Source organism: Helicobacter sp. NHP19-003 (assembly GCF_019703305.1).
GTDB classification, from domain to species: domain Bacteria; phylum Campylobacterota; class Campylobacteria; order Campylobacterales; family Helicobacteraceae; genus Helicobacter; species Helicobacter gastrocanis.
On sequence record NZ_AP024814.1, the window covers coordinates 922052 to 939930 of the forward strand.

Here is a 17879-nt window from a genome sequence, read left to right on the forward strand (position 1 = left end):
AATGGCGGTCAGTCTAGTTAAGGGACAGAAGATCTCGCTTAAAAAAGAGAGCGGGGAAAAGTTGAGTGCCTTTTGTGTGGGGGCAAATTGGGGGGCGATTAGCAAAAAGGGCTGGTTTGGCAACAACAAAACCGAAGCGGTGGATTTGGATTTGAGCGTGGGGATTTTTGCCGATCAAAAATTCGTGGATTGTGTGTACTATGGCAAACAGGCGGCAAGCGGGATTAAACACAGCGGGGATGACCGCACGGGCGATGTGGGGGGCGATGATGGCTTAGACAATGAGGTCATCAGCATTGCGCTAGACAGCCTACAGCCGGAAATCACGCAATTGGTCTTTGTGTTGAGTTCCTACACCCACATCAAATTTGACGCGATCCCCTTTGCAAGTATCCGCTTGTATGAAGGCACGCCTAGCCAAGTGCGCTCCATTTTTGCCACTTACAATGTGGCTAACGATGCCACTTTTGCGGGCAAAGAAGCCATGATTTTAGGCAAGCTCTACAAACACAATGGGGAGTGGAAGTTTAGCGCGATTGGCGAGCCCACCGCCGACTCCAAACTAGAGGACTTGTTGTCAAAATCTGTGCCAAAGTATCTATGACAACCCCCCACTTAAGTCGGGCACTCTTAGAGCGACTCTTTGTCGCTGCATCTATCCGCCGCTGGAACGACCAAGCTTGCCCCATTGAGTTTAGCGAATTAGACAAACAAGCCCACAAGGCGATGGTGGTTGTCTTGTTGGCTAAACACCATGCGGGCGTGGATTGGGACAAGTTGTTGAACTACTTTTGCTTTGAGTTTTTAAGCCGTGTGGTGCTGACCGACATTAAACCTCCCATTTATTACAAGCTCTTAGAAAAGCACCGCATGGACCTAGCCGCCTATGTGTGGGGCGTACTCGCACCCGAAGTGCAGGGCTATGACATTTTTGACACCTTGCAAGATTACTTTTGTAACCCCCCTAAGAATTTAGAAAGCCAATTGCTTAAGGCTGCCCATGACTATGTGTCGGCGTGGGAGTTTGGCTTCATCCACCGCTTTTACCCAGAGGGCTATGGGGTGCAAGAGATCAAGGCGCATTTTGACACTTCGTTAAAAGGACACGCCCCACTTTTAGACCAAGTAGAGCATTTGGAGCTGCTCACTTCCATGTTCGGACAGCTGCGCTTGCAAAAGCGCTGGAGTCAAACCCCTAGAGTGCCGCCCACAAGCGTGCTGGGGCATGCGCTCTTTGTCGCCTTCTGTGCTTTCTTACTCAGCTTTGATTTAAAGGCATGCCCTGTGATGCGCTTAAACCACTTTTTGGGCGGGCTGTTGCATGACCTGCCTGAAGTGCTGACACGAGACATCATCTCGCCCATCAAGCACGGCGTGAAGGGGTTAGACAGCCATTTAAAAACTCTAGAAGCGGAGGTGATGCAAGAGCACATTTGGCGCTATCTTGATGCAGATTTAGCGCAAGATTTGCGCTATTTTACCGAAAAAGAATTTGACGACCGCTACATAGACCCTAGTAGCAAAAAAGCCATGAGTCTAGAGAGCGAGAGTGCTCTTTGGGAGTGCTTCAATAAAAATGAATTCAATGGGGTGAGTGGGCGGTTGTTGAAGTTTTGCGACCAATTGAGCGCCTTTTTAGAAGCTAAAATCTCCATAGCGCATGGCATTAAAAGCGATGTTTTGGTGAATGGGGCGAAGAAAATCCAGCAAAAATGCCAAAGCACTTTTTTACAAGGGGTGCATTTGGGGGCGTTGTTCGGGGAGTTTGCCTGAAATTTTTATTCTTTTGCCTTTTTGGCTTCTTGCACGCAGCGGCGGTGATTACCCTAGATGTGCAAGCCAATGCAAGGCTTGCCACTTCTAACGCCAATGAAAGCACAATGATTGCCAAAATGCAGGAGCATTTGTACCTCTTTGCACAACTCATAGAAAGGGCAAAAGCCCAAGCCGCCACCCTAGAGAGCATGCGCAATATCTTAGAGCAAAGCCACACTTTAGAGCAAGCCCACATTGCCCCCCTAGAGCCGATGCGTGCCTATTTGGAGCAAGAGATCAAACAGGCCAAGGCGCAAGAGTTGGAACTGCAAGAGCGCTTGAAAGCCTACAAACAAGCCCAAATGGCCCAAATGGCACGCCTAAAGCACGCCTGCCCGTGGCTAGACTTTGACACCGCCACGCTCAAAAGCCCTAATAACACCGCTCAAGAGATTTTAAACAAGCTAAAAACCCACAACCCACCTCTAGCTCCCAAACCCTTAAGCACCCTTCTTTGCACAAAGGTGCAAGCCAAAGAAGCCCAAGCACAGCACAAAGAGCGGCTAAAGGGCATGCAAGAAGCCCTGCTTAGGGGCGACTTCAACCACTATGAAGAGTTGCAAACCAAAGACTTTCAAGAGCTTGCAAATTTTAAAGAAAGTGCCCCCAAACCCCCCACACACGCCCTAGAAAAACGCCTAGAAGAGTTGCAAGTCAGATTTGCTAACAACACTTTAGAAAAGCAAATCAACGCTCTAAACACAAACCTAGCTATAGAATTAAAGGACGCTAAAGACCCGAACGCAAGAGCTTCAGCCTACGCCACCTATAACCAAAAGGCGCAAAGTTTGGAGCTGAAATTGCTTTTGGAACTCTCTCGCCATTTAGCCTTTTTAAACGAAACGATGGCAATGCAAGCGCACGCCCTAGCAAAAAACACCCTCCTTAAAGCCCACACTCCCCTAAACCCCTATGGCTTCCCTAGCCCCTAGTGTCTAGCAAATTTTCTTCAAAGCTAAAGAGCGGTTCAGGTAAGGGTTTAGCGGTGTAAATTTCTATGCGGCTAAAGCCCTTAAGCGTGTCGGTTTGTCCTTTTAAGAGGGTTGCCACGCTTTCATACGCCACGCCCAAAGACAGACAAATTCCCTCTTGTTTATAAAGCACGCCCTGCAAAGGCCCTAAATGCGGATAAAGGGCGTAAAACTCGAGCCTTTCTTGTTTACCCCCCTTTTTAAACTGCACAAGGGATTCTTTATGCCCGTCTGTGATGACAAAGCTTGCCACTTCGTGCTGCAAAGAGAGCAAGAGATTGCCAAAGAATAAAAAGTCTTGGCGGGTGGTGGCATGGGTGAAGTGGTGTAGGATTTGCTGTTGGTAGTCTTTCAACACTTCTTTACTCTCTTGACTTAAAATCTTGTGCAATTCTTGTAGGTCTAGTTTGAGCGGGGCGTTTTTCAGTTCTGCTAGGATGGGCGGTTGGGGGATCAAATTAGAGAGCATGGTCGCACCCACCGAGCTTTTATGCACCAAAGCCCAATAGGTTTTGCCTAAAACAAGGTTCTTTTGGCTCTTGCTCTCGAGCACTTGGTTGCCTAGCTGCAAGAGGTATTGATCCGCTCCCTTTTTTTCTAGCACCTTTAAAAGCAGGGGCAAAGTCCCGTTGAAGTTTCGCGCCTGCGGGTGGTCTTTTAATAAATCTTGGAGCAAGCCGAGCTGTTGGAGCGCATTGATGGGGTTTAACATAGCCTAGATTCTAGCATAAAGCCCTTTTGGGTTAAGTCAGTGTTAAAAGGTTTCACAATAGAATAGGGGCATGTTGACTCATTTTGATATAGTTGTGGTGGGTGGCGGACACGCCGGCATTGAAGCCGCCGTTGTGGCGGCGAAAATGGGCGCAAGAGTGCATTTACTCACCTTGTTGATTGAAAATATCGGGCTTGCTAGCTGTAACCCGGCCATTGGTGGGCTTGGCAAGGGGCACCTGGTTAAAGAAGTGGACGCTTTGGGCGGGGTTATGGGGGTGTTGACGGATATGAGCGGGTTGCAATTTCGCACCCTAAATGCGTCCAAAGGTCCAGCGGTTAGAGGTACTCGAGCGCAAATTGACATGGATTTATACCGCATCAATGCCCGCAATTTGGTGCTAAACACCCCGAACTTGAGCGTGTCGCAGGAAATGGTGGAGGGCTTGCTTGTGGAGGGGGGCTGTGGTGGGTGTAAAAAGCGCGCTTGGCAAGGAATACAGGGCCAAGAAGGTCATTTTAACCACAGGGACTTTTTTACAAGGTCTGGTGCATATTGGCACGCACCAAAGCCAAAATGGGCGTTTTGGCGAGAGCGCATCGGTGGCCCTGTCTTTAAATTTGGCGGATTTGGGATTTGAAATGGGGCGGCTTAAGACGGGCACTTGCCCTAGACTCTCGGGGGCGAGCATTGACTTTAGCCAGCTAGAAGCGCACGGGGGCGATTTAAACCCCCCCAAGTTTAGCCACTACACCAAAGACTTTAACCCCACGCAGCTGCCTTGCTTCATCACTTACACAAATGAGAGCACCCACGCCTTGATCCGTCAAAACTTCCATTTAGCCCCCATGTTTAGCGGACAAATCGAAAGTGTGGGTCCGCGTTATTGCCCAAGCATTGAGGACAAGGTCTATCGCTTCCACGAAAAGGAACGCCACCAACTCTTTTTAGAGCCGCAAACGAGGAGTTGCAGCGAATATTATGTCAATGGTTTAAGCACTTCGCTGCCCTTTGAGGTGCAAGAGCAGGTGATCCACTCCATTAAGGGATTAGAGCACGCCCAAATCACCCGCTATGGCTACGCCATTGAATACGACTTCATCCCCCCCACACAGCTCAAGCGTACCTTAGAAACAAGGCAAATGGCTAATCTTTACTTGGCCGGGCAAATCAATGGCACCACAGGCTATGAAGAGGCAGCTGCACAGGGGCTTATGGCAGGCATCAATGCATGTTTAAGCTTACAAAATAAGCCCGAGCTGGTGTTGCACCGCGATGAAGCGTATATCGGGGTGATGGTGGACGACTTGGTCAGTAAGGGCACGCAAGAGCCTTATAGGATGTTCACTTCAAGGGCGGAGTACCGCCTACTCTTAAGAGAGGACAATGCCCGATTAAGACTAGGTGCACACACCCACGCTTTAGGGCTGATGGACGACACAGAGTATACAGAGCTTTGCGCCCAAAAAGAGCAAATCAGGGGGGCGTTAGAGCGTTTAAAACAAACCGCCATCACGCCCACAAAAGAGGTCTTAAAACGCCTAAAGGACGCAAACCAAACCCCCATCAATGACAAATGTGATGGGGTGTTTTTAATGGGGCGTGAAAACTTTAGTCCCGATGTTTTGTCCGAGTTTCTAGGCTTTTTAAATACGCTAGAACCTTTCATTTTAGAACAAATTAAAATTGAGTGTAAGTACCACGACTACATTGCCAAACAGAGCGTGTCCATTGCCAAAATGGCGCAAATGCTAAACACTCCCATACCGCTAGACTTCGATTACAAGAAGAGCACGGGTTTGGGGCTAGAAGCGTGTGAAAAGTTAGAGAAGTTCCGTCCCAAAAGCTTGTTTGAAGCCTCCCAAATCAGTGGGATCACCCCCGCAAATTTAGAGGTCTTACAACTTTATTTACACTTACACCAAAAACTTAAGAAAATGCCCCATGAATCCCGTTGAAATTGCCCAAAAACTCATCACCTACCCCACAGTCACCCCCAAAGAAGAGGGGATCTACACCTATATACAATCGCTCTTGCCCGATTTTACGCCCCTAAATGCTGATAAAAACGGGGTAAAAAACCTCTTTTTGACAAAAAACTTTGGGGGAGAGAACCCCTTGCACTTTTGCTTTGTGGGGCATGTGGATGTCGTGCCTGTGGGGCAGGGATGGCACTTTGACCCCTTTAAGGGGGAGATTTTAGAGGGGTTTTTGTATGGACGGGGGGCGCAAGACATGAAAGGGGGGATTGCGGCGTTCATCTATGCCCTTAAAGAGTTTTGTCCCAAAGTTGCCCCTAACACGCCTTTAAGACTCTCTGTTTTGCTCACGAGCGATGAAGAGGGCCCTGCCGAGTTTGGCACAAAGTATATGCTCGAAGTGTTGCAAAAAAAGCGTTTACTTCCCGATTTTGCGCTTGTGGCTGAGCCCACGAGCGTGCAAGAGTTAGGCGATAGTGTGAAGATCGGGAGGCGTGGCTCGATTGCGGGTAAGCTCACCATACACGGTGTCTCCGGACATGTCGCCTACCCTGAAACTTGCCTCAACCCCATCGATGTCATCGCCGATAAGTTGGGCTTGATTGCGGGGGCATTTTTAGATGAAGGAGATGATCTCTTTGAGCCTTCTAGGCTTGTGATCACTTCTATGCAAAGCCACTCGGGGGCAGAAAATGTAACCCCCCAAACTCTGGAGATTGTGTTTAATGTCCGCAACTCGCCCGCCACAACCTTAAAAGACCTTGAAAACTTTTTAGAAATCGTGTTGGCGAAAGTCCCCCACGACCTGAGTCTCAAGCAAAACTCCATGCCCTTCCTCTCATCTAAGGACTCGCTGTTGGTGGGGTGTTTGGAGCAGGCGATCGCTGAAGTGTTGCAAACCACGCCTGTGTTCAACACAAATGGGGGGACCAGCGATGCAAGGTTTTTGCACGCCTTTGGGGTGGAAGTCGTGGAGTTTGGGCCCACCAACGAGCGCATACACGCCATTGATGAACGCCTAAAAATCAAACAACTCGAAACCCTGAGCCTTATTTTCTCAAAGCTCTTGGAGCTGATCGCCCAAAAAGGTTTAAAGTCCTAGCTGTCTGTGCTGCCTTTGGGGTAGCAAAAGCGATAGCCCCTGCGGCGCACGGTTTCAACCGTGGAGATGCCCAAAGGTTTATCCATCTTTTGGCGTATTTGGTTGATCGCCACTTCAATGACATTGGGCGTTACAAGCTCGGGCTCTTCCCAAATGGCATCTAAGAGTTGCTCTTTGGACACAATTTGGTCCCTATGCCTAGCAAGGTGAGTCAGCACTTCAAAAGGTTTGCCCTTCACTTCTATTTCCTTGCCCTTGTAAACAATTTTTTCCTCATCGGGGTTGATGATCAAGTCTTCAATCTCGATGATACTAGAGCCCCAAAAACGCAAACGGGCTTCAATCCTTGCCACCAAAACCCCCATGTCAAAGGGCTTGGCGATAAAGTCGTCCACGCCCTCTTTAAATGCCTTGATCTCTTGTTCGCTCGAGTTTTGCTCGGCTAAAATGATGCTCACGATTGAGGGGTGTTTGGCTTTGGCATAAGGTACGAGGCTTAAACCATTGCCATCGCTAAGTTCTAGTCCAATCAACACCAAATCGTAGTTGCGGATACTGATGTAATACTCCCCATCCTCCAAATTCTCGGCGACATCAACCTGAAAACCCTTTTCATTGAGATAGGTACCGACCTCTTTACTCAAATCCCCATCGTTTTCGACTAATAAAACACGCATTCCAATCCTTTACCTTAAACTTAAAGAATTATAACATAAGTTTTTAAGCTCTCGTAAAGTTTAAGAGAAAGATATAAGTTTTTTGGATATAATGCCCCTCGGTTGGTTTTCCCAACCGGGTATGGGCGGGGTAACCTCCCCCTCCTTATCCCCGCCCGCCCTTTCTACATTTTCTTTTTGGCTTCGATCCCTAGCAGTCCTAACCCGATTGTCAAACTCAAGCTCACCATTTGGCACAGTTTCAAGTAGGGCAACTCCTGAGGTGTGTCTAAAATCCTATAAGCATTGTAAAAGCTGTGTAAATCCGCTGCTAGGGCCTTTAAATAGTCGCAAATCTTTTGCAATTCTTGATCGTTAAACGCCCCTTGCAAGACTTTGGGTAAGTTGAGGGCGTTGAAGAGCAGGTTTTGTCCAGCGGGGGGCAGGTCTAATAGCTGGCTTTGGCGCACCTTTTCTAAATCCCCTCCCTTGTTGATAAACTTCTCTAGCATGGTGTGGATACGGGCATTGGCGTAGTGGATATAAAAAATGGGGTTGGTGCTGTCCGTATTTTGCAAACTCGCCACATCAAAATCCAAGTGCGTGTCTAGCTTTTTAGACAGGAATATAAAGCGCAAAGCATCCTTGCCCATGTCTTGCAAGACATCTTTCACCAAAACGAAATTGCCCGCCCGTTTACTCATTTTATAGGGTTGCCCCTCTTTTAGCAAGGCGACCATTTGCACCAACAAGACCTCCAGCTTAGACGAGTTATAGCCCAAAAATTGCAAGGACGCTTTAATACGGGGGACATAGCCGTGGTGGTCCGCTCCAAAAATATTAATGTAGTGGTCGTAACCCTGCTGAAACTTGTAGTCGTGGTAGACAATGTCGGGGGCTAAGTAAGTGAAATCCCCATCGGCTTTACGCACCACCCGATCTTTTTCATCTCCAAAAACGCTGGAGTGCAGCCACAACTTGTCCTCCTTTTCATACACCCCTTGATTTGCCTCTAGGCGACTAAAGACCTCAGCACTCTTAGCAAACACCGCCTTTTCACTCACATACGAATCCATTTTGATGCCGACATCTGCCAAAGTTTCTTGTATTTCAAGCATCATTAAATCTTTGGCAAACACCCCAAATTCTGCGCTCAAAACCCCCTCATCGATCCCCTCTAGGCCCTCTATTTGGAAATGCTCTTTGGCGGCTTGGGCTAGCTCATAGACATAATCGCCTTTGTAGCACCCATCGAGGTAGTCCACTTTAAAACCTAATTTTTCTTTGAGCCTTAAAAACACAGACAGCCCCAAAGTTTTAATCTGTGCACCCATGTCGTTGACATAATACTCGCTATGCACCTTGTAGCCCAAAAATCGGGCTAATCTACAGAAGCTGTCCCCAAAAATCGCCCCCCGTGCATGCCCGATATGCAAGGGTCCTGTGGGGTTTGCGCTCACAAACTCCACATAGTAACTTTCTGTCTTGCTAGGCTGTTTGCCAAAATCCTCTCCCAAAGCCAAAGCCTCATTGCAAAGACTGTCTAAAAACACCTCTTTGAGTGTGAAGTTAATGTAGCCATTGAGCGGGGTGATTTGGCCAAACACAGCTTGACACTCGGGGTGTACACTTAGCGTTTGTGCCAATTCCTCAGCAATGAGCTTAGGGGCTTTTTTACGCACCTTAGCCAAGGGGAAGGCGACCACGCTTGCATAATGCCCCAAAGAGCGATCTTTGGGGTGTTCCAACACCACTTCAGTTTGCAAAATCCTCTCTAATAGATCTTTGACTCTGCGGTGCATGCTAGCTTTGTTGCTCTTTCTGTGGGGTGGTTTGGGTGGGCTGTGTGGGCTGTTGTGGGGGTTGCATGCCTACGCTCTCAGGTTTTTTACCCTCCTCCTCATCCTCTTTGATCGCCTTTTTAAAGTTCTTAATCCCGCTGCCTAGCCCTTTGGCCAGCTCGGGGATTTTCTTCGCCCCAAATAAAAGCAAAATCACAGCCAAAACAATCAACCAGTGCCAAACACTAAAAGTACCCATTTTTATCCTTTATCTCTCATGCAACCACCCCATGCCTCACAAAATGCCTCCTTGGGGAACATTTGCTGTTTATAGCCCAAAGTGTGGGCGACCTCTAAAACCATTTTTTTAGACAACTCCAAATCCTCATTGATCAATACATAGTCAAACAACTCAACTTCTTGGATTTCCTGCAGGGCGGTTTGCAAACGCCGCTCAATCACTTCACAGCTGTCCGTACGCCTTTGCTCTAGGCGTTGTCTTAAAATGTGGATATTCTTTGTGGTGATAAAAATAGAAGTCGCCTTTTTGTAAAGCTCTTTCACACTGCGGTGCCCCTGCACATCAATGTCAAACAAGACTAATTTACCCGCCTTTAGGGCTTTGTTGATCGGCTCTAGCGAAGTACCATAGTAATGCCCATGCACCTTGGCCCACTCTAAAAATTGCTTGTTTCCAATGCCCCTTTCAAACACTTCTTGACTCACAAAATAGTAATGTTGCCCCTCCACTTCGCCCACTCTCTTAGGGCGGGTGGTGGTGGAGATGGAAAAATAAATGTCATGGCAATGCTCAAGTAAGTGGCTGATCAAAGTGCTTTTTCCAGAACCACTAGGACCTGCCAACACCAAAATGCGGTAAGCGTGGTTAGACATCTTTATCCACTAAATTGACTTGTATTTGTAAAGTTTTGCCCTCTAAAAGTTTGGGGTCAATGGATAAATCTTGCAACAAATCTCGCAAATCAAGATTCAAATGCAAGGGCTTTGCTTGGGGACTTGTTGTGGGTGCGCTCTCTTGGGGGGCTTCTTGGATTTGCTCTAGGGCTTCTTGTTCTGGCTCTTTGGGGGCTTTAGGGTCCTTTGTAATTGCAACTTCTGGATTTTCCACCTCTGTGGGTGCTAGATTTTCTAATTCTAGGGACTCTAATTCTGGCTCGGGCTCTGTGGCTTCTTGTTCTGCCTGCGCTTGCGGAGATTCTTTGGCTTGCTGTGGGGTTTCTTTTTGGCTTGAGGCTTGGGGGGCTTCATAAGAGCCATCCACAACACTAGACATCACAGGCGCTGGGATGTCTTCAATGTGTTCATATTCTTGAGGGTCTTTCTCTAGCTCTACCATGTCCTCTTGGGGTTGTGTTGTTGGGGGGGTTTGCTCTTGGAGCTGTGTTTGCGCCTCTTGGGATTCTGGCTCTAGGGTTTCTTTGTGGCTTTCTTGGGGTTCAAGCTTTGATTCTAAGTCATCTTGTGGCTTCTCTGCGGCTTGCGTGGACTCCAGCTCTAAGTTTTCTAAGTTTTCTGTATCCTCTAATGCGGGTTGCTCTAGGCTTTCTTGCACTTGGGATTTGGTCTCTGGCTCGTGGGCTTGTACCTCCTCTTGTGCTTGGGGTGTTTGCTCTGTAGGGATTTGGATTTGTGATTCTTGTGCAGGTACTTCTAATTCTGTGGGCTCTGTGAGTTCTTGCTCTATAGGTGCAGTTTCTTGTGGGGTTTCTTGGGCTACGGGTTTGGCTTTGACTTCCGTGGATTCTAACCCCAAATCACCCAAGCCCTCCAAATCCTCTAACTCTGATTGCTCTAAACCTTCTTGTGCGTTTTCTGTGGTTTGGGGTTCTTGTTCTATAGAGTTTTCTCGAGCGGATTTAGAGATGGTGTTTTGTGTTTCTGTAAGTTCTGTGCCTGTAGATTCGGGTTGCGATTCGGTTGTGGTTGACTCTAATCCCAGATTGTCTAAATCCTCTAACTCTGGGGTTTGTGTACTCTCTTGCGTTTGGGGTTCTTGTTCTGCGGGTTCAGGCTCGGATTCTGTGCTTTTGTTAGAGTCTAACCCTAGGGCTTCTAATTCCTCGAGCATACCCATGGGATCTTGGTTTAAATCGCTCTCTTTGGGGGCTTGGGGTTCTTCAGGTGTTTGCAGATCGGGTTTTTTGGCTTCATCAATTTCTTGCTCGGCAGATTGCATAAGAGTGCCCACATCTTGCACACTGTCCATCAACTCCTGTGCTTTAGGGGAGTCCTTTTGCACCAAGTCTTCCAGCATTTCGTCATGCTCTAGACCAGCATGGGTTTCATCCTCGCTGTCGTCCACGGGTAGTAGGTCGTCTAAATTTAAAGCTAAGGGGTCATGGGTTTTTTGTTGGGGTGTGCTCTCTTTTGGAGTTTCTGTTGCTGTGGATGGCTCTGCCTTGGGGGGTTCTTCTGTTGTGCTTTGGGTTTTTGGGGCAGACTCTGTGGGGGCGGCTTCTTGTGGTGTGGCTTGGGGTTCTTCTTTGCTCTCCTGTTTGGATGGCTCTTGGGAGGTCTTGGGGTCTAGCAACCCCTCTAGCTGGCTTAGACTCGAATCGATGTCCTTGAAGAAATCCTCATCGGGCGCAAATGCCGCTACATCCATTTGCTGTGTACTTTTGACTGCATCTGTGGGCGCAGAAGTGCCCATGCTCCTTTGCAAAATATGGAGTATGTCTGTGGGCAAGAAAGGTTTTTTTATGTAGTGTGTAAACCCCCCAAACTCCTCAATACCCTTACGCAACAGCAGTCCACTGAGTTGCACAGCCCCTAAATAGGGCTTTAAATGCCCATACTCTTCGTTATCCACCGCCGTGTCATCGGCGAAAAAGAAACAATCGGGGTTTTCTTTGAGGGCGGGTAAAATCTCGTCTACATGCTCTTCAGCCACAAGCTCTATGTCTAGCTTCTTGGCGATGTTCTCAAAAAGTTTGCCCACCATTTTGTTTTGGTTCACTAACAGAATTTTCAAGGACACTCCTTAAGCTGGGCTACCTAAGCTGTGGATTATAATACAACTTCCCTTGTTTTGGATTAATGACCGCTGAAAGGATTAACATGCGCCACTTAAAATCTCTCTTACTCCCTTGTTTGCTCGCCACCGCTTTACAAGCCACCCCCACCTTGTACATGCTCCCCTACGAACAACACGAGGCCTTAAAGAGTCTTGTTAGTGGAATCAATGCCGCTAAAAGCCAAATCAACATTTCCATCTACAGCTTTACACACAAGGACATTGCCAAAGCCTTAAAAGACGCGGCTGCGCGAGGCGTGGAGATCCACATCATCTACGACACCAGCGGGACACACAGCAAATATTCCACGATGGGTTACTTGGCTAAATACAGGGGGATTTCCACTTGTACGCTTAGCGGCAGAGAAGCCCGCTACTTTGGCAGAGGCAAAGAGCACAAGGGGATCATGCACCAAAAACTCGCCATTATTGACAACAACACGATTTTTCTAGGTTCGGCGAATTGGAGCAAAAACGCTTTTGAGAACAATTACGAACTGCTCCTCAAAGACAACGACCCCACTATCATCCAAAAAGCCCAAAGCTACTACAAAAAAATGTGGAGTGAGTGTCACTAAAAGTGGTAATCGTAGCCAATGTAAAAGGCGAAGGTACGGCGGAAAGTAACACTGTAATCCCCACCGCTGTAGTAAATGTGGTTGATAGTGGGGATCTTAAAGCCAATGTCGATCCCGTGTTGCCCCACCACAAGGGCCCTAAGCCCGATGTTGAAGAGGAATTGAAATGCACTCACGCTTGGGTTAGCGTAACTAGGTAAGCCCATTGCGTTTTGCCCTGTTGTGCCCACAAGCCACGAGGTCCCAGCAATGGCAACTCCCACATAAATGCCCAAATCCAAAGAAATGTCGTTGCGGTAAAACGCCCCTTGAAAAAAGTTATAAAAAAAGTCAGCCGCCGCCCCATAGGTGAGTAAATTATTGCCTCCATAGTACTGCCCCCCGCCATAGGGGCTCTTAGGATAGCGTGCCCCAAAACCCTGCCAGTCTAAAAAGGCGTAGTAGCGCGCCCCAAACATTTGGTCTTTTCTAAAATAGCCTGTGTAGCCTACATTAAAGCCTAGCCCATTTGCCCCAACATTCATGTCATCGCGCCCGGGGCGGTAAGTACTCATCGCTGTGGAGTTTGTAGTGAGGACGGTCACCGTACCCGTTTGGTAGCTTGCACCCACAAACAACCCATCTGTCCAAGAATCTTGATGCCTGAATTGATCGCTATTTTGTGCCTGTATAAACCCAGCCCCCAAAAACACCCCAAAAACCCATCTAAACGCCTTTCGTGTTGCCATATCACTCCCTAAAATTCTATTGGTGCTTGAATAAGCCCTATTATAGTATAATTTGGGGTAAAGTTTTAAGTCATTTTTTAAGGATTTTCTATGGTGCGCGTTTCTTTGGCAATTTTCGGACTCTGTATTTCTCTAGTGTGTGCTGTGGAGCCTGGCATGAAATTCGACCCCCCCGACTATGTGGAGGACATGCCCTCTAAAGAGTTCATCCCCCAAATCGCCAAACCGGGCAGCCTGTTTGGACAGGGTGAAAGACCCCTATTTGCTGACAGACGAGCGATGAAGCCCAACGACCTCATCACCGTGATTGTGGTGGAAAACTCTAGTGCCAATTACAATACCGCCAAAAACTACGCCAGTACCTCTAATGGCACAGCCACAGCCCCCCGCCTCACCTACAATGGCACAAACCCCAACAAGCGCAACCAAGCCCAGTTTTTAGACGACAACGCCAACTACAGCCTCACGCAATCGGCGACCAATAACACTTTTAAGGGTGGCGGCTCGCAAAAGAAAAGCGAGGATTTAAAACTCACCTTAACCGCTAGAATCGTGAAAGTCCTAGAAAATGGCAATTATTTTATCTATGGTAGCCGCGAAGTCCTCGTGGATGGCGAAAAGCAAGTGATTAAAATCAGTGGTGTGGTGCGCCCTTTTGACATTGGTCGGGACAATACGATTCAGTCTAAATACATTGCGGATGCTAAGATTTCTTACACGAATTTAGGGGCTTTGAGTGCCAGCAATAAGAAAAAAGTGGGCAGTGATGTCCTCGATTCGAGCTTCCCCTACTAATGGTTGTTTTGATCTTGGCGCGTGGGGGATCTAAGCGCATTGAGCTTAAAAACATCGCCCCTTTTTTAGGCAAGCCCCTTTTAAGCTATGTGGTGCAAATGGCGTGCGCTTGTCCCCTTTTTACCCAAGTCTTTGTATCCACGGACCATGCGAAAATCGCCCAAACCGCCAAAGAAAATGGGGCACAGGTCTTAGCGCGCCCCGCCCACTTAGCGGGGGATTTTAGCACGACCCTAGAAGTGGCTAACGATGCCGCTTTAACGCTTGAACTTGAGCCGGACACCTATCTTTGCGTACTTTACGCCACAAGCGTGCTCGCCAAAGCAAAATACATTGAAGAAGCGCTGCAAGCCTTGAAAATCAACCCACATAAAAAATACGCCTTTGCTTGCAGTGCTTACAGCGCCTCGCCTTACCGCAGCTTTTCTATCCAAGAGAACACCCCCACGCCACTTTTTAAAGACAACATGCTCAAACGATCACAAGATTTGCCCCCCCTCTATCACGATGCCGGGCTTTTTTACTTAGGGCAGGCTAAACATTTTATCGCCAAAGAGCCCCTACTAGCCCCCCACTCTCTGCCTTTCATTTTGCCCCAAAGTTGTGTGCAAGATATAGACAGTCTAGAAGATTTAAAACTTGCCGCCTTGAAGTACACCGCTCTATTATGAAAACGATTCACCTCTTTGCGGACGCACACCCACAGGGTGGATTGGGGCATTTAAGGCGCATGCAAAAGCTTAAGGCCATTTTAGAGTCCATGAGGCCTAGCGCAAAAGTGCGTCTCTTTGCCCCCCATCTCTTAGCCGATGAGGCCATAGAGTGGCTGAAAACCAAAATTGTGGGGGCGGATTTGACGATCATAGACAGCTATTTAGCCAAGCCCGCCTATTACGCTAACATCCAAACCCCCTTAGTGATCTTTGAAGACTTTTTTTGCAAAGAAAACGCCGCTTTCACAGCAAAAAGCCACGCTTCTTGCCCTACTTACATTTTTAACCCCAGCCACAACGCCCACAACGCCTATCCTAAAGAGCTACAAACCCACCCGAATTATTTTTTAGGGAGCGGATATCTACCCATCGATCCTAGATTTTGTGTGGCAAAGACCTTAAAGCCCACGCCCCAAAGGACTTTGCTGTGTTTGGGGGGCAGCGATTTGGCCCTAGACCCGCTAAAGAGTGTGCTGGGGATTTTAAGGTACACTCCGCTCAAAGTCCACACCCTAGCCCCCATGGCGGCGTTACACAGCTTGCAAAGTGTGCATAGTGGGCTTAACTTCACCTTTGAGTCGCTCTTAAACCCCCAAGAGTTGGCCAAACGGCTATTTGCAAGCGACATTGCTTTATTCAGTGGGGGACAAATGGTCTATGAGGCGATCTTAAGCCAAACCCCTTTAGTGAGCCTACCCATCGCCCCTAACCAGCTCCCACAAGTAGAGGCCCTAGCACAAGAGGGAGCGTTATTGCAAGTGGGGCTAGACACCCTCTTAGCTGCCCTGCAAAGCCTATTGGATTTCAAGGCAAGAGAGCGCATGCAAGCTGCCCAAAGGCGTTTGCATCTAGGGGGTCGACTTTTACCCGCCTTGCAAAACATCTTAGCCCATGTTTAATGCCCTCACCCAGAACTTTGACATCCCCAGCCAAGATTTTAAAAACCGCCCCCCCCTGCACGCTTGCCACTTTTGCCACACCACCAAAGCCGAAAAACTCCAAATCTTGGCCTTCCGCAACCACCCGGCCACCACCGCGTGGATGTACACCCAGCACATCTCCAAAGAGGCGCATTTGCACTTCATAGAGCAATTACAATTCAGCCAAAACGCCGCCTATTACCTCTTTAAACAGGAGCAAGAGTTGCTGGGTGTGGGCTCACTCACCCGCATAGACTTTGCCCACAGCCACGCCTTTTTAGGCATTTATAAAAACCCAGAGATTGCCAAGGTCGGGGCGTTGATCTTAGATGGGCTGGAGTTCATCGCCTTTTTGAAGTTTGGCTTGCACGCGTTGCATTTAGAGGTGATGGCAACCAACGCCCGCGCCATCAATTTTTATGAACGCCACGCCTACCGCAAGGGCGGATTGTTGCGCGACTTCGTGCGCCGCCAAGACAACTACCACGATGTATGGCTGTTTTCCAAAATCTCCCCTCTGGACAAAGGCTTAAAATGATCCCTTTAGTTGTGGCAGAACTCAGCGCAAACCACGCGCACTCCCTAGACACCGCCGAGAAGTCCTTGCTTGTACTTAAAAATATGGGCGTGGGGGCGGCAAAACTGCAAACCTACACCCCAGACTGCCTGACCTTGCCCCTAGATAAACCCCCCTTCATCATTCAAGGTACGCTTTGGGACAAGCAAAGCTTGTATGCGCTTTATCAAGAAGCCGCCATGCCCCTAGAGTGGCACAAGCCCCTCTTTGCGCTCGCTAAAAGCCTAGACTTGTGCCTCTTTAGCTCGGTTTTTAGCCCTAAGGGCTTGGAGTTGTTAGAAAGCCTAGACTGCCCCATTTATAAAATTGCCAGCTTTGAGATCACGGATTTAGAATTGTTGCGCCAAGTTGCCAGCACCAAAAAGCCCCTAATTCTATCCACAGGCATCGCCACGCATGAAAATATCTTAGACGCTTTAGAAGTGTGCCACAAGGTGGGCAATGCAGACATTACCCTTTTAAAATGCACCAGTGCCTACCCCGCCTCACTGCAAGACGCGAATTTACTAGCCATGCCTAAATTACAAGAGCTTTACAACACAGATTATGGCTTAAGCGATCACACTTTAGGGCATCTTAGTGCCATCATCGCCACCACTCTAGGTGCAAGCGTGATCGAAAAGCATTTTATGCTGGATAAAAGTTTAAAAACCCCAGACAGCGCCTTTAGCTTAGACACTGAGGAATTCAGCGCGTTAGTAGAAGCTGTGCGCCAAACCAAAGAAGCTCTAGGCAGCCCCAATCCGCCTCAAAAAGAGCTAAAGGGAGCGCAGTTTGCGCGCTCTCTCTTTGTGGTTAAAGCCCTTAAAAAGGGCGAAACTCTCACTAAAGAGCACATTAAAGCCCTGCGCCCAAACGCCGGCCTTGCCCCCAAATATTTAGATCAAGTTTTAGGGCAAAGGGTGCTAAGGGATTTAGAAGTGGGGCATGCTTTGAGCTGGCAAGATTTACTCCACCCCTTCAGCTAAACATTTAGAGCAAACCACGAATAATTTCATGTCGTGGCTCACTAATTTAGCCTTGTGCCTTTTGGCGACTTGGTTTTGCCGCTCCTCGATCTCGTGGTCTACAAACTCAATGATGTCCCCGCAGTGCAAACAAATGATGTGGTCGTGGTGCTCTTTGGCGGCGATCTCATAGCGTCTGCCGTTTTTGTTTGTTTCGAGTGTATAAATAAAGTTTTCTTTTTCTAAGAAATTTAAGATGCGGTAGACCGAAGAGATGCTGGTGTTCTTGTCGTTTTGACGGATGCTTTGCGTGATCTCTTCAGGGCTTAAGTGCGTCCCACTTTTATACAGCACGCTCACCACTTCCTCGCGTTGTTTAGAGTTTTTAAGCCCATTTTTACGAATCGCCAAACGCAACCGTTCTAAAATGGATTCTAAAGTTTCTAGTCGGTTCATGCTAACTCCTTTAATGCCCCCCTGATGAAGAACGAAAAGCACCATTATACACAAAATGTGGTGAATATAGCTTGGTCGCCTAAATGCGTAAAATTGAAAATTTGGGGTATAATCA

At 48.1% G+C, this 17879-nt stretch carries 18 protein-coding genes and 1 pseudogene; 11 read left to right on the top strand and 8 right to left on the bottom strand.

The genetic code is table 11. From position 1 onward, the window contains the following. Position 1: 1 nt before the first annotated feature. The 3 genes from K6J72_RS04840 to K6J72_RS04850 are packed head-to-tail and all read left to right on the top strand — an operon-like array spanning position 2 to position 2747. Positions 2-604 carry a TerD family protein gene (locus tag K6J72_RS04840; RefSeq protein WP_221279012.1) on the top strand — a complete coding sequence of 201 codons (603 nt, stop codon included), beginning with the start codon at positions 2-4 and terminating at the stop codon, positions 602-604. Continuing rightward, the gene (locus K6J72_RS04845) at positions 601-1773 is read left to right on the top strand and encodes an HD domain-containing protein (protein ID WP_221279013.1); all 1173 of its coding nucleotides are present in this window, start codon (positions 601-603) and stop codon (positions 1771-1773) included. Before K6J72_RS04840 ends, K6J72_RS04845 begins: the two co-directional genes overlap by 4 nt. A 44-nt stretch (positions 1774-1817) precedes the next feature. Continuing rightward, the gene (locus tag K6J72_RS04850; RefSeq protein ID WP_260320513.1) at positions 1818-2747 is read left to right on the top strand and encodes a hypothetical protein; all 930 of its coding nucleotides are present in this window, start codon (positions 1818-1820) and stop codon (positions 2745-2747) included. Here the strand turns inward: K6J72_RS04850 and K6J72_RS04855 are convergent. Beyond that, complete coding sequence (locus tag K6J72_RS04855; RefSeq protein WP_221279014.1) at positions 2737-3498, bottom strand: hypothetical protein; 762 nt, start codon at positions 3496-3498, stop codon at positions 2737-2739. The two genes, K6J72_RS04850 and K6J72_RS04855, sit on opposite strands and share 11 nt — an antisense overlap. 70 nt (positions 3499-3568) lie before the next feature. Between K6J72_RS04855 and mnmG the strand changes: the two are divergent. Both mnmG and dapE read left to right on the top strand, forming a co-directional pair. Then, positions 3569-5456 (top strand): annotated as a pseudogene (gene mnmG, locus K6J72_RS04860) (tRNA uridine-5-carboxymethylaminomethyl(34) synthesis enzyme MnmG). Beyond that, positions 5443-6579, top strand: a complete 1137-nt coding sequence (gene dapE, locus K6J72_RS04865) for a succinyl-diaminopimelate desuccinylase (RefSeq protein ID WP_221279015.1) — start codon at positions 5443-5445, stop codon at positions 6577-6579. Before mnmG ends, dapE begins: the two are co-directional and overlap by 14 nt. On the opposite strand, the gene hsrA is transcribed toward dapE, so the two are convergent. The 5 genes from hsrA to K6J72_RS04890 form a co-directional block, all read right to left on the bottom strand. After that, positions 6576-7256 (bottom strand): homeostatic response regulator transcription factor HsrA, encoded by a 681-nt coding sequence (gene hsrA / locus K6J72_RS04870; protein ID WP_221279016.1) that lies wholly within the window; start codon positions 7254-7256, stop codon positions 6576-6578. The genes dapE and hsrA overlap by 4 nt on opposite strands. A 164-nt stretch (positions 7257-7420) precedes the next feature. Continuing rightward, on the bottom strand, positions 7421-9037 hold the full coding sequence (argS, locus tag K6J72_RS04875) for an arginine--tRNA ligase (protein WP_221279017.1): 1617 nt from the start codon (positions 9035-9037) through the stop codon (positions 7421-7423). Position 9038: 1 nt separating this feature from the next. Further along, a complete protein-coding gene (gene tatA / locus K6J72_RS04880) occupies positions 9039-9275 on the bottom strand; it encodes a twin-arginine translocase TatA/TatE family subunit (protein WP_221279018.1) in 237 nt (78 codons plus the stop codon). A 2-nt stretch (positions 9276-9277) separates the two neighbouring features. After that, positions 9278-9910: a guanylate kinase gene (gene gmk / locus K6J72_RS04885; RefSeq protein WP_221279019.1), complete on the bottom strand. Its 633-nt coding sequence runs from the start codon at positions 9908-9910 to the stop codon at positions 9278-9280. Next, on the bottom strand, positions 9903-12008 hold the full coding sequence (locus K6J72_RS04890; RefSeq protein ID WP_221279020.1) for a hypothetical protein: 2106 nt from the start codon (positions 12006-12008) through the stop codon (positions 9903-9905). The genes gmk and K6J72_RS04890 overlap by 8 nt, the downstream gene beginning before the upstream one ends. A gap of 86 nt (positions 12009-12094) precedes the next feature. On the opposite strand from K6J72_RS04890, the gene K6J72_RS04895 reads away from it, so the two are divergent. Then, positions 12095-12628, top strand: a complete 534-nt coding sequence (locus K6J72_RS04895) for a phospholipase D-like domain-containing protein (RefSeq protein ID WP_221279021.1) — start codon at positions 12095-12097, stop codon at positions 12626-12628. Here K6J72_RS04895 and K6J72_RS04900 read toward each other — a convergent pair. Further along, positions 12625-13356 (bottom strand): outer membrane protein, encoded by a 732-nt coding sequence (locus K6J72_RS04900; protein WP_221279022.1) that lies wholly within the window; start codon positions 13354-13356, stop codon positions 12625-12627. The genes K6J72_RS04895 and K6J72_RS04900 overlap by 4 nt on opposite strands. A gap of 90 nt (positions 13357-13446) precedes the next feature. On the opposite strand from K6J72_RS04900, the gene flgH reads away from it, so the two are divergent. The 5 genes from flgH to pseI are packed head-to-tail and all read left to right on the top strand — an operon-like array spanning position 13447 to position 17329. Next, entirely contained in the window at positions 13447-14151 is a 705-nt protein-coding gene (gene flgH, locus K6J72_RS04905; protein ID WP_221279023.1) for a flagellar basal body L-ring protein FlgH, read from the top strand. After that, on the top strand, positions 14151-14822 hold the full coding sequence (gene pseF / locus K6J72_RS04910; protein WP_221279024.1) for a pseudaminic acid cytidylyltransferase: 672 nt from the start codon (positions 14151-14153) through the stop codon (positions 14820-14822). The genes flgH and pseF overlap by 1 nt, the downstream gene beginning before the upstream one ends. Continuing rightward, a complete protein-coding gene (locus K6J72_RS04915) occupies positions 14819-15763 on the top strand; it encodes a hypothetical protein (RefSeq protein WP_221279025.1) in 945 nt (314 codons plus the stop codon). The genes pseF and K6J72_RS04915 overlap by 4 nt, the downstream gene beginning before the upstream one ends. Then, positions 15756-16322, top strand: a complete 567-nt coding sequence (gene pseH, locus K6J72_RS04920) for a UDP-4-amino-4,6-dideoxy-N-acetyl-beta-L-altrosamine N-acetyltransferase (protein ID WP_221279026.1) — start codon at positions 15756-15758, stop codon at positions 16320-16322. Before K6J72_RS04915 ends, pseH begins: the two co-directional genes overlap by 8 nt. Next, complete coding sequence (pseI, locus tag K6J72_RS04925) at positions 16319-17329, top strand: pseudaminic acid synthase (protein WP_221279027.1); 1011 nt, start codon at positions 16319-16321, stop codon at positions 17327-17329. Before pseH ends, pseI begins: the two co-directional genes overlap by 4 nt. Here pseI and fur read toward each other — a convergent pair. Further along, positions 17309-17764, bottom strand: coding sequence for a ferric iron uptake transcriptional regulator (gene fur, locus K6J72_RS04930; protein WP_221279028.1), 456 nt, complete (start codon positions 17762-17764; stop codon positions 17309-17311). The genes pseI and fur overlap by 21 nt on opposite strands. Positions 17765-17879 lie beyond the last annotated feature (115 nt).

What these genes read in the sequence shown, in the direction of transcription:
- K6J72_RS04840 (WP_221279012.1), top strand. Translation starts at nt 2, where the DNA reads ATGGCGGTCAGTCTAGTTAAGGGACAGAAGATCTCGCTTAAAAAAGAG.
- K6J72_RS04845 (WP_221279013.1), top strand. Translation starts at nt 601, where the DNA reads ATGACAACCCCCCACTTAAGTCGGGCACTCTTAGAGCGACTCTTTGTC.
- K6J72_RS04855 (WP_221279014.1), bottom strand. Translation starts at nt 3,498, where the DNA reads ATGTTAAACCCCATCAATGCGCTCCAACAGCTCGGCTTGCTCCAAGAT.
- dapE (WP_221279015.1), top strand. Translation starts at nt 5,443, where the DNA reads ATGAATCCCGTTGAAATTGCCCAAAAACTCATCACCTACCCCACAGTC.
- hsrA (WP_221279016.1), bottom strand. Translation starts at nt 7,256, where the DNA reads ATGCGTGTTTTATTAGTCGAAAACGATGGGGATTTGAGTAAAGAGGTC.
- argS (WP_221279017.1), bottom strand. Translation starts at nt 9,037, where the DNA reads ATGCACCGCAGAGTCAAAGATCTATTAGAGAGGATTTTGCAAACTGAA.
- tatA (WP_221279018.1), bottom strand. Translation starts at nt 9,275, where the DNA reads ATGGGTACTTTTAGTGTTTGGCACTGGTTGATTGTTTTGGCTGTGATT.
- gmk (WP_221279019.1), bottom strand. Translation starts at nt 9,910, where the DNA reads ATGTCTAACCACGCTTACCGCATTTTGGTGTTGGCAGGTCCTAGTGGT.
- K6J72_RS04895 (WP_221279021.1), top strand. Translation starts at nt 12,095, where the DNA reads ATGCGCCACTTAAAATCTCTCTTACTCCCTTGTTTGCTCGCCACCGCT.
- K6J72_RS04900 (WP_221279022.1), bottom strand. Translation starts at nt 13,356, where the DNA reads ATGGCAACACGAAAGGCGTTTAGATGGGTTTTTGGGGTGTTTTTGGGG.
- flgH (WP_221279023.1), top strand. Translation starts at nt 13,447, where the DNA reads ATGGTGCGCGTTTCTTTGGCAATTTTCGGACTCTGTATTTCTCTAGTG.
- pseF (WP_221279024.1), top strand. Translation starts at nt 14,151, where the DNA reads ATGGTTGTTTTGATCTTGGCGCGTGGGGGATCTAAGCGCATTGAGCTT.
- K6J72_RS04915 (WP_221279025.1), top strand. Translation starts at nt 14,819, where the DNA reads ATGAAAACGATTCACCTCTTTGCGGACGCACACCCACAGGGTGGATTG.
- pseH (WP_221279026.1), top strand. Translation starts at nt 15,756, where the DNA reads ATGTTTAATGCCCTCACCCAGAACTTTGACATCCCCAGCCAAGATTTT.
- pseI (WP_221279027.1), top strand. Translation starts at nt 16,319, where the DNA reads ATGATCCCTTTAGTTGTGGCAGAACTCAGCGCAAACCACGCGCACTCC.
- fur (WP_221279028.1), bottom strand. Translation starts at nt 17,764, where the DNA reads ATGAACCGACTAGAAACTTTAGAATCCATTTTAGAACGGTTGCGTTTG.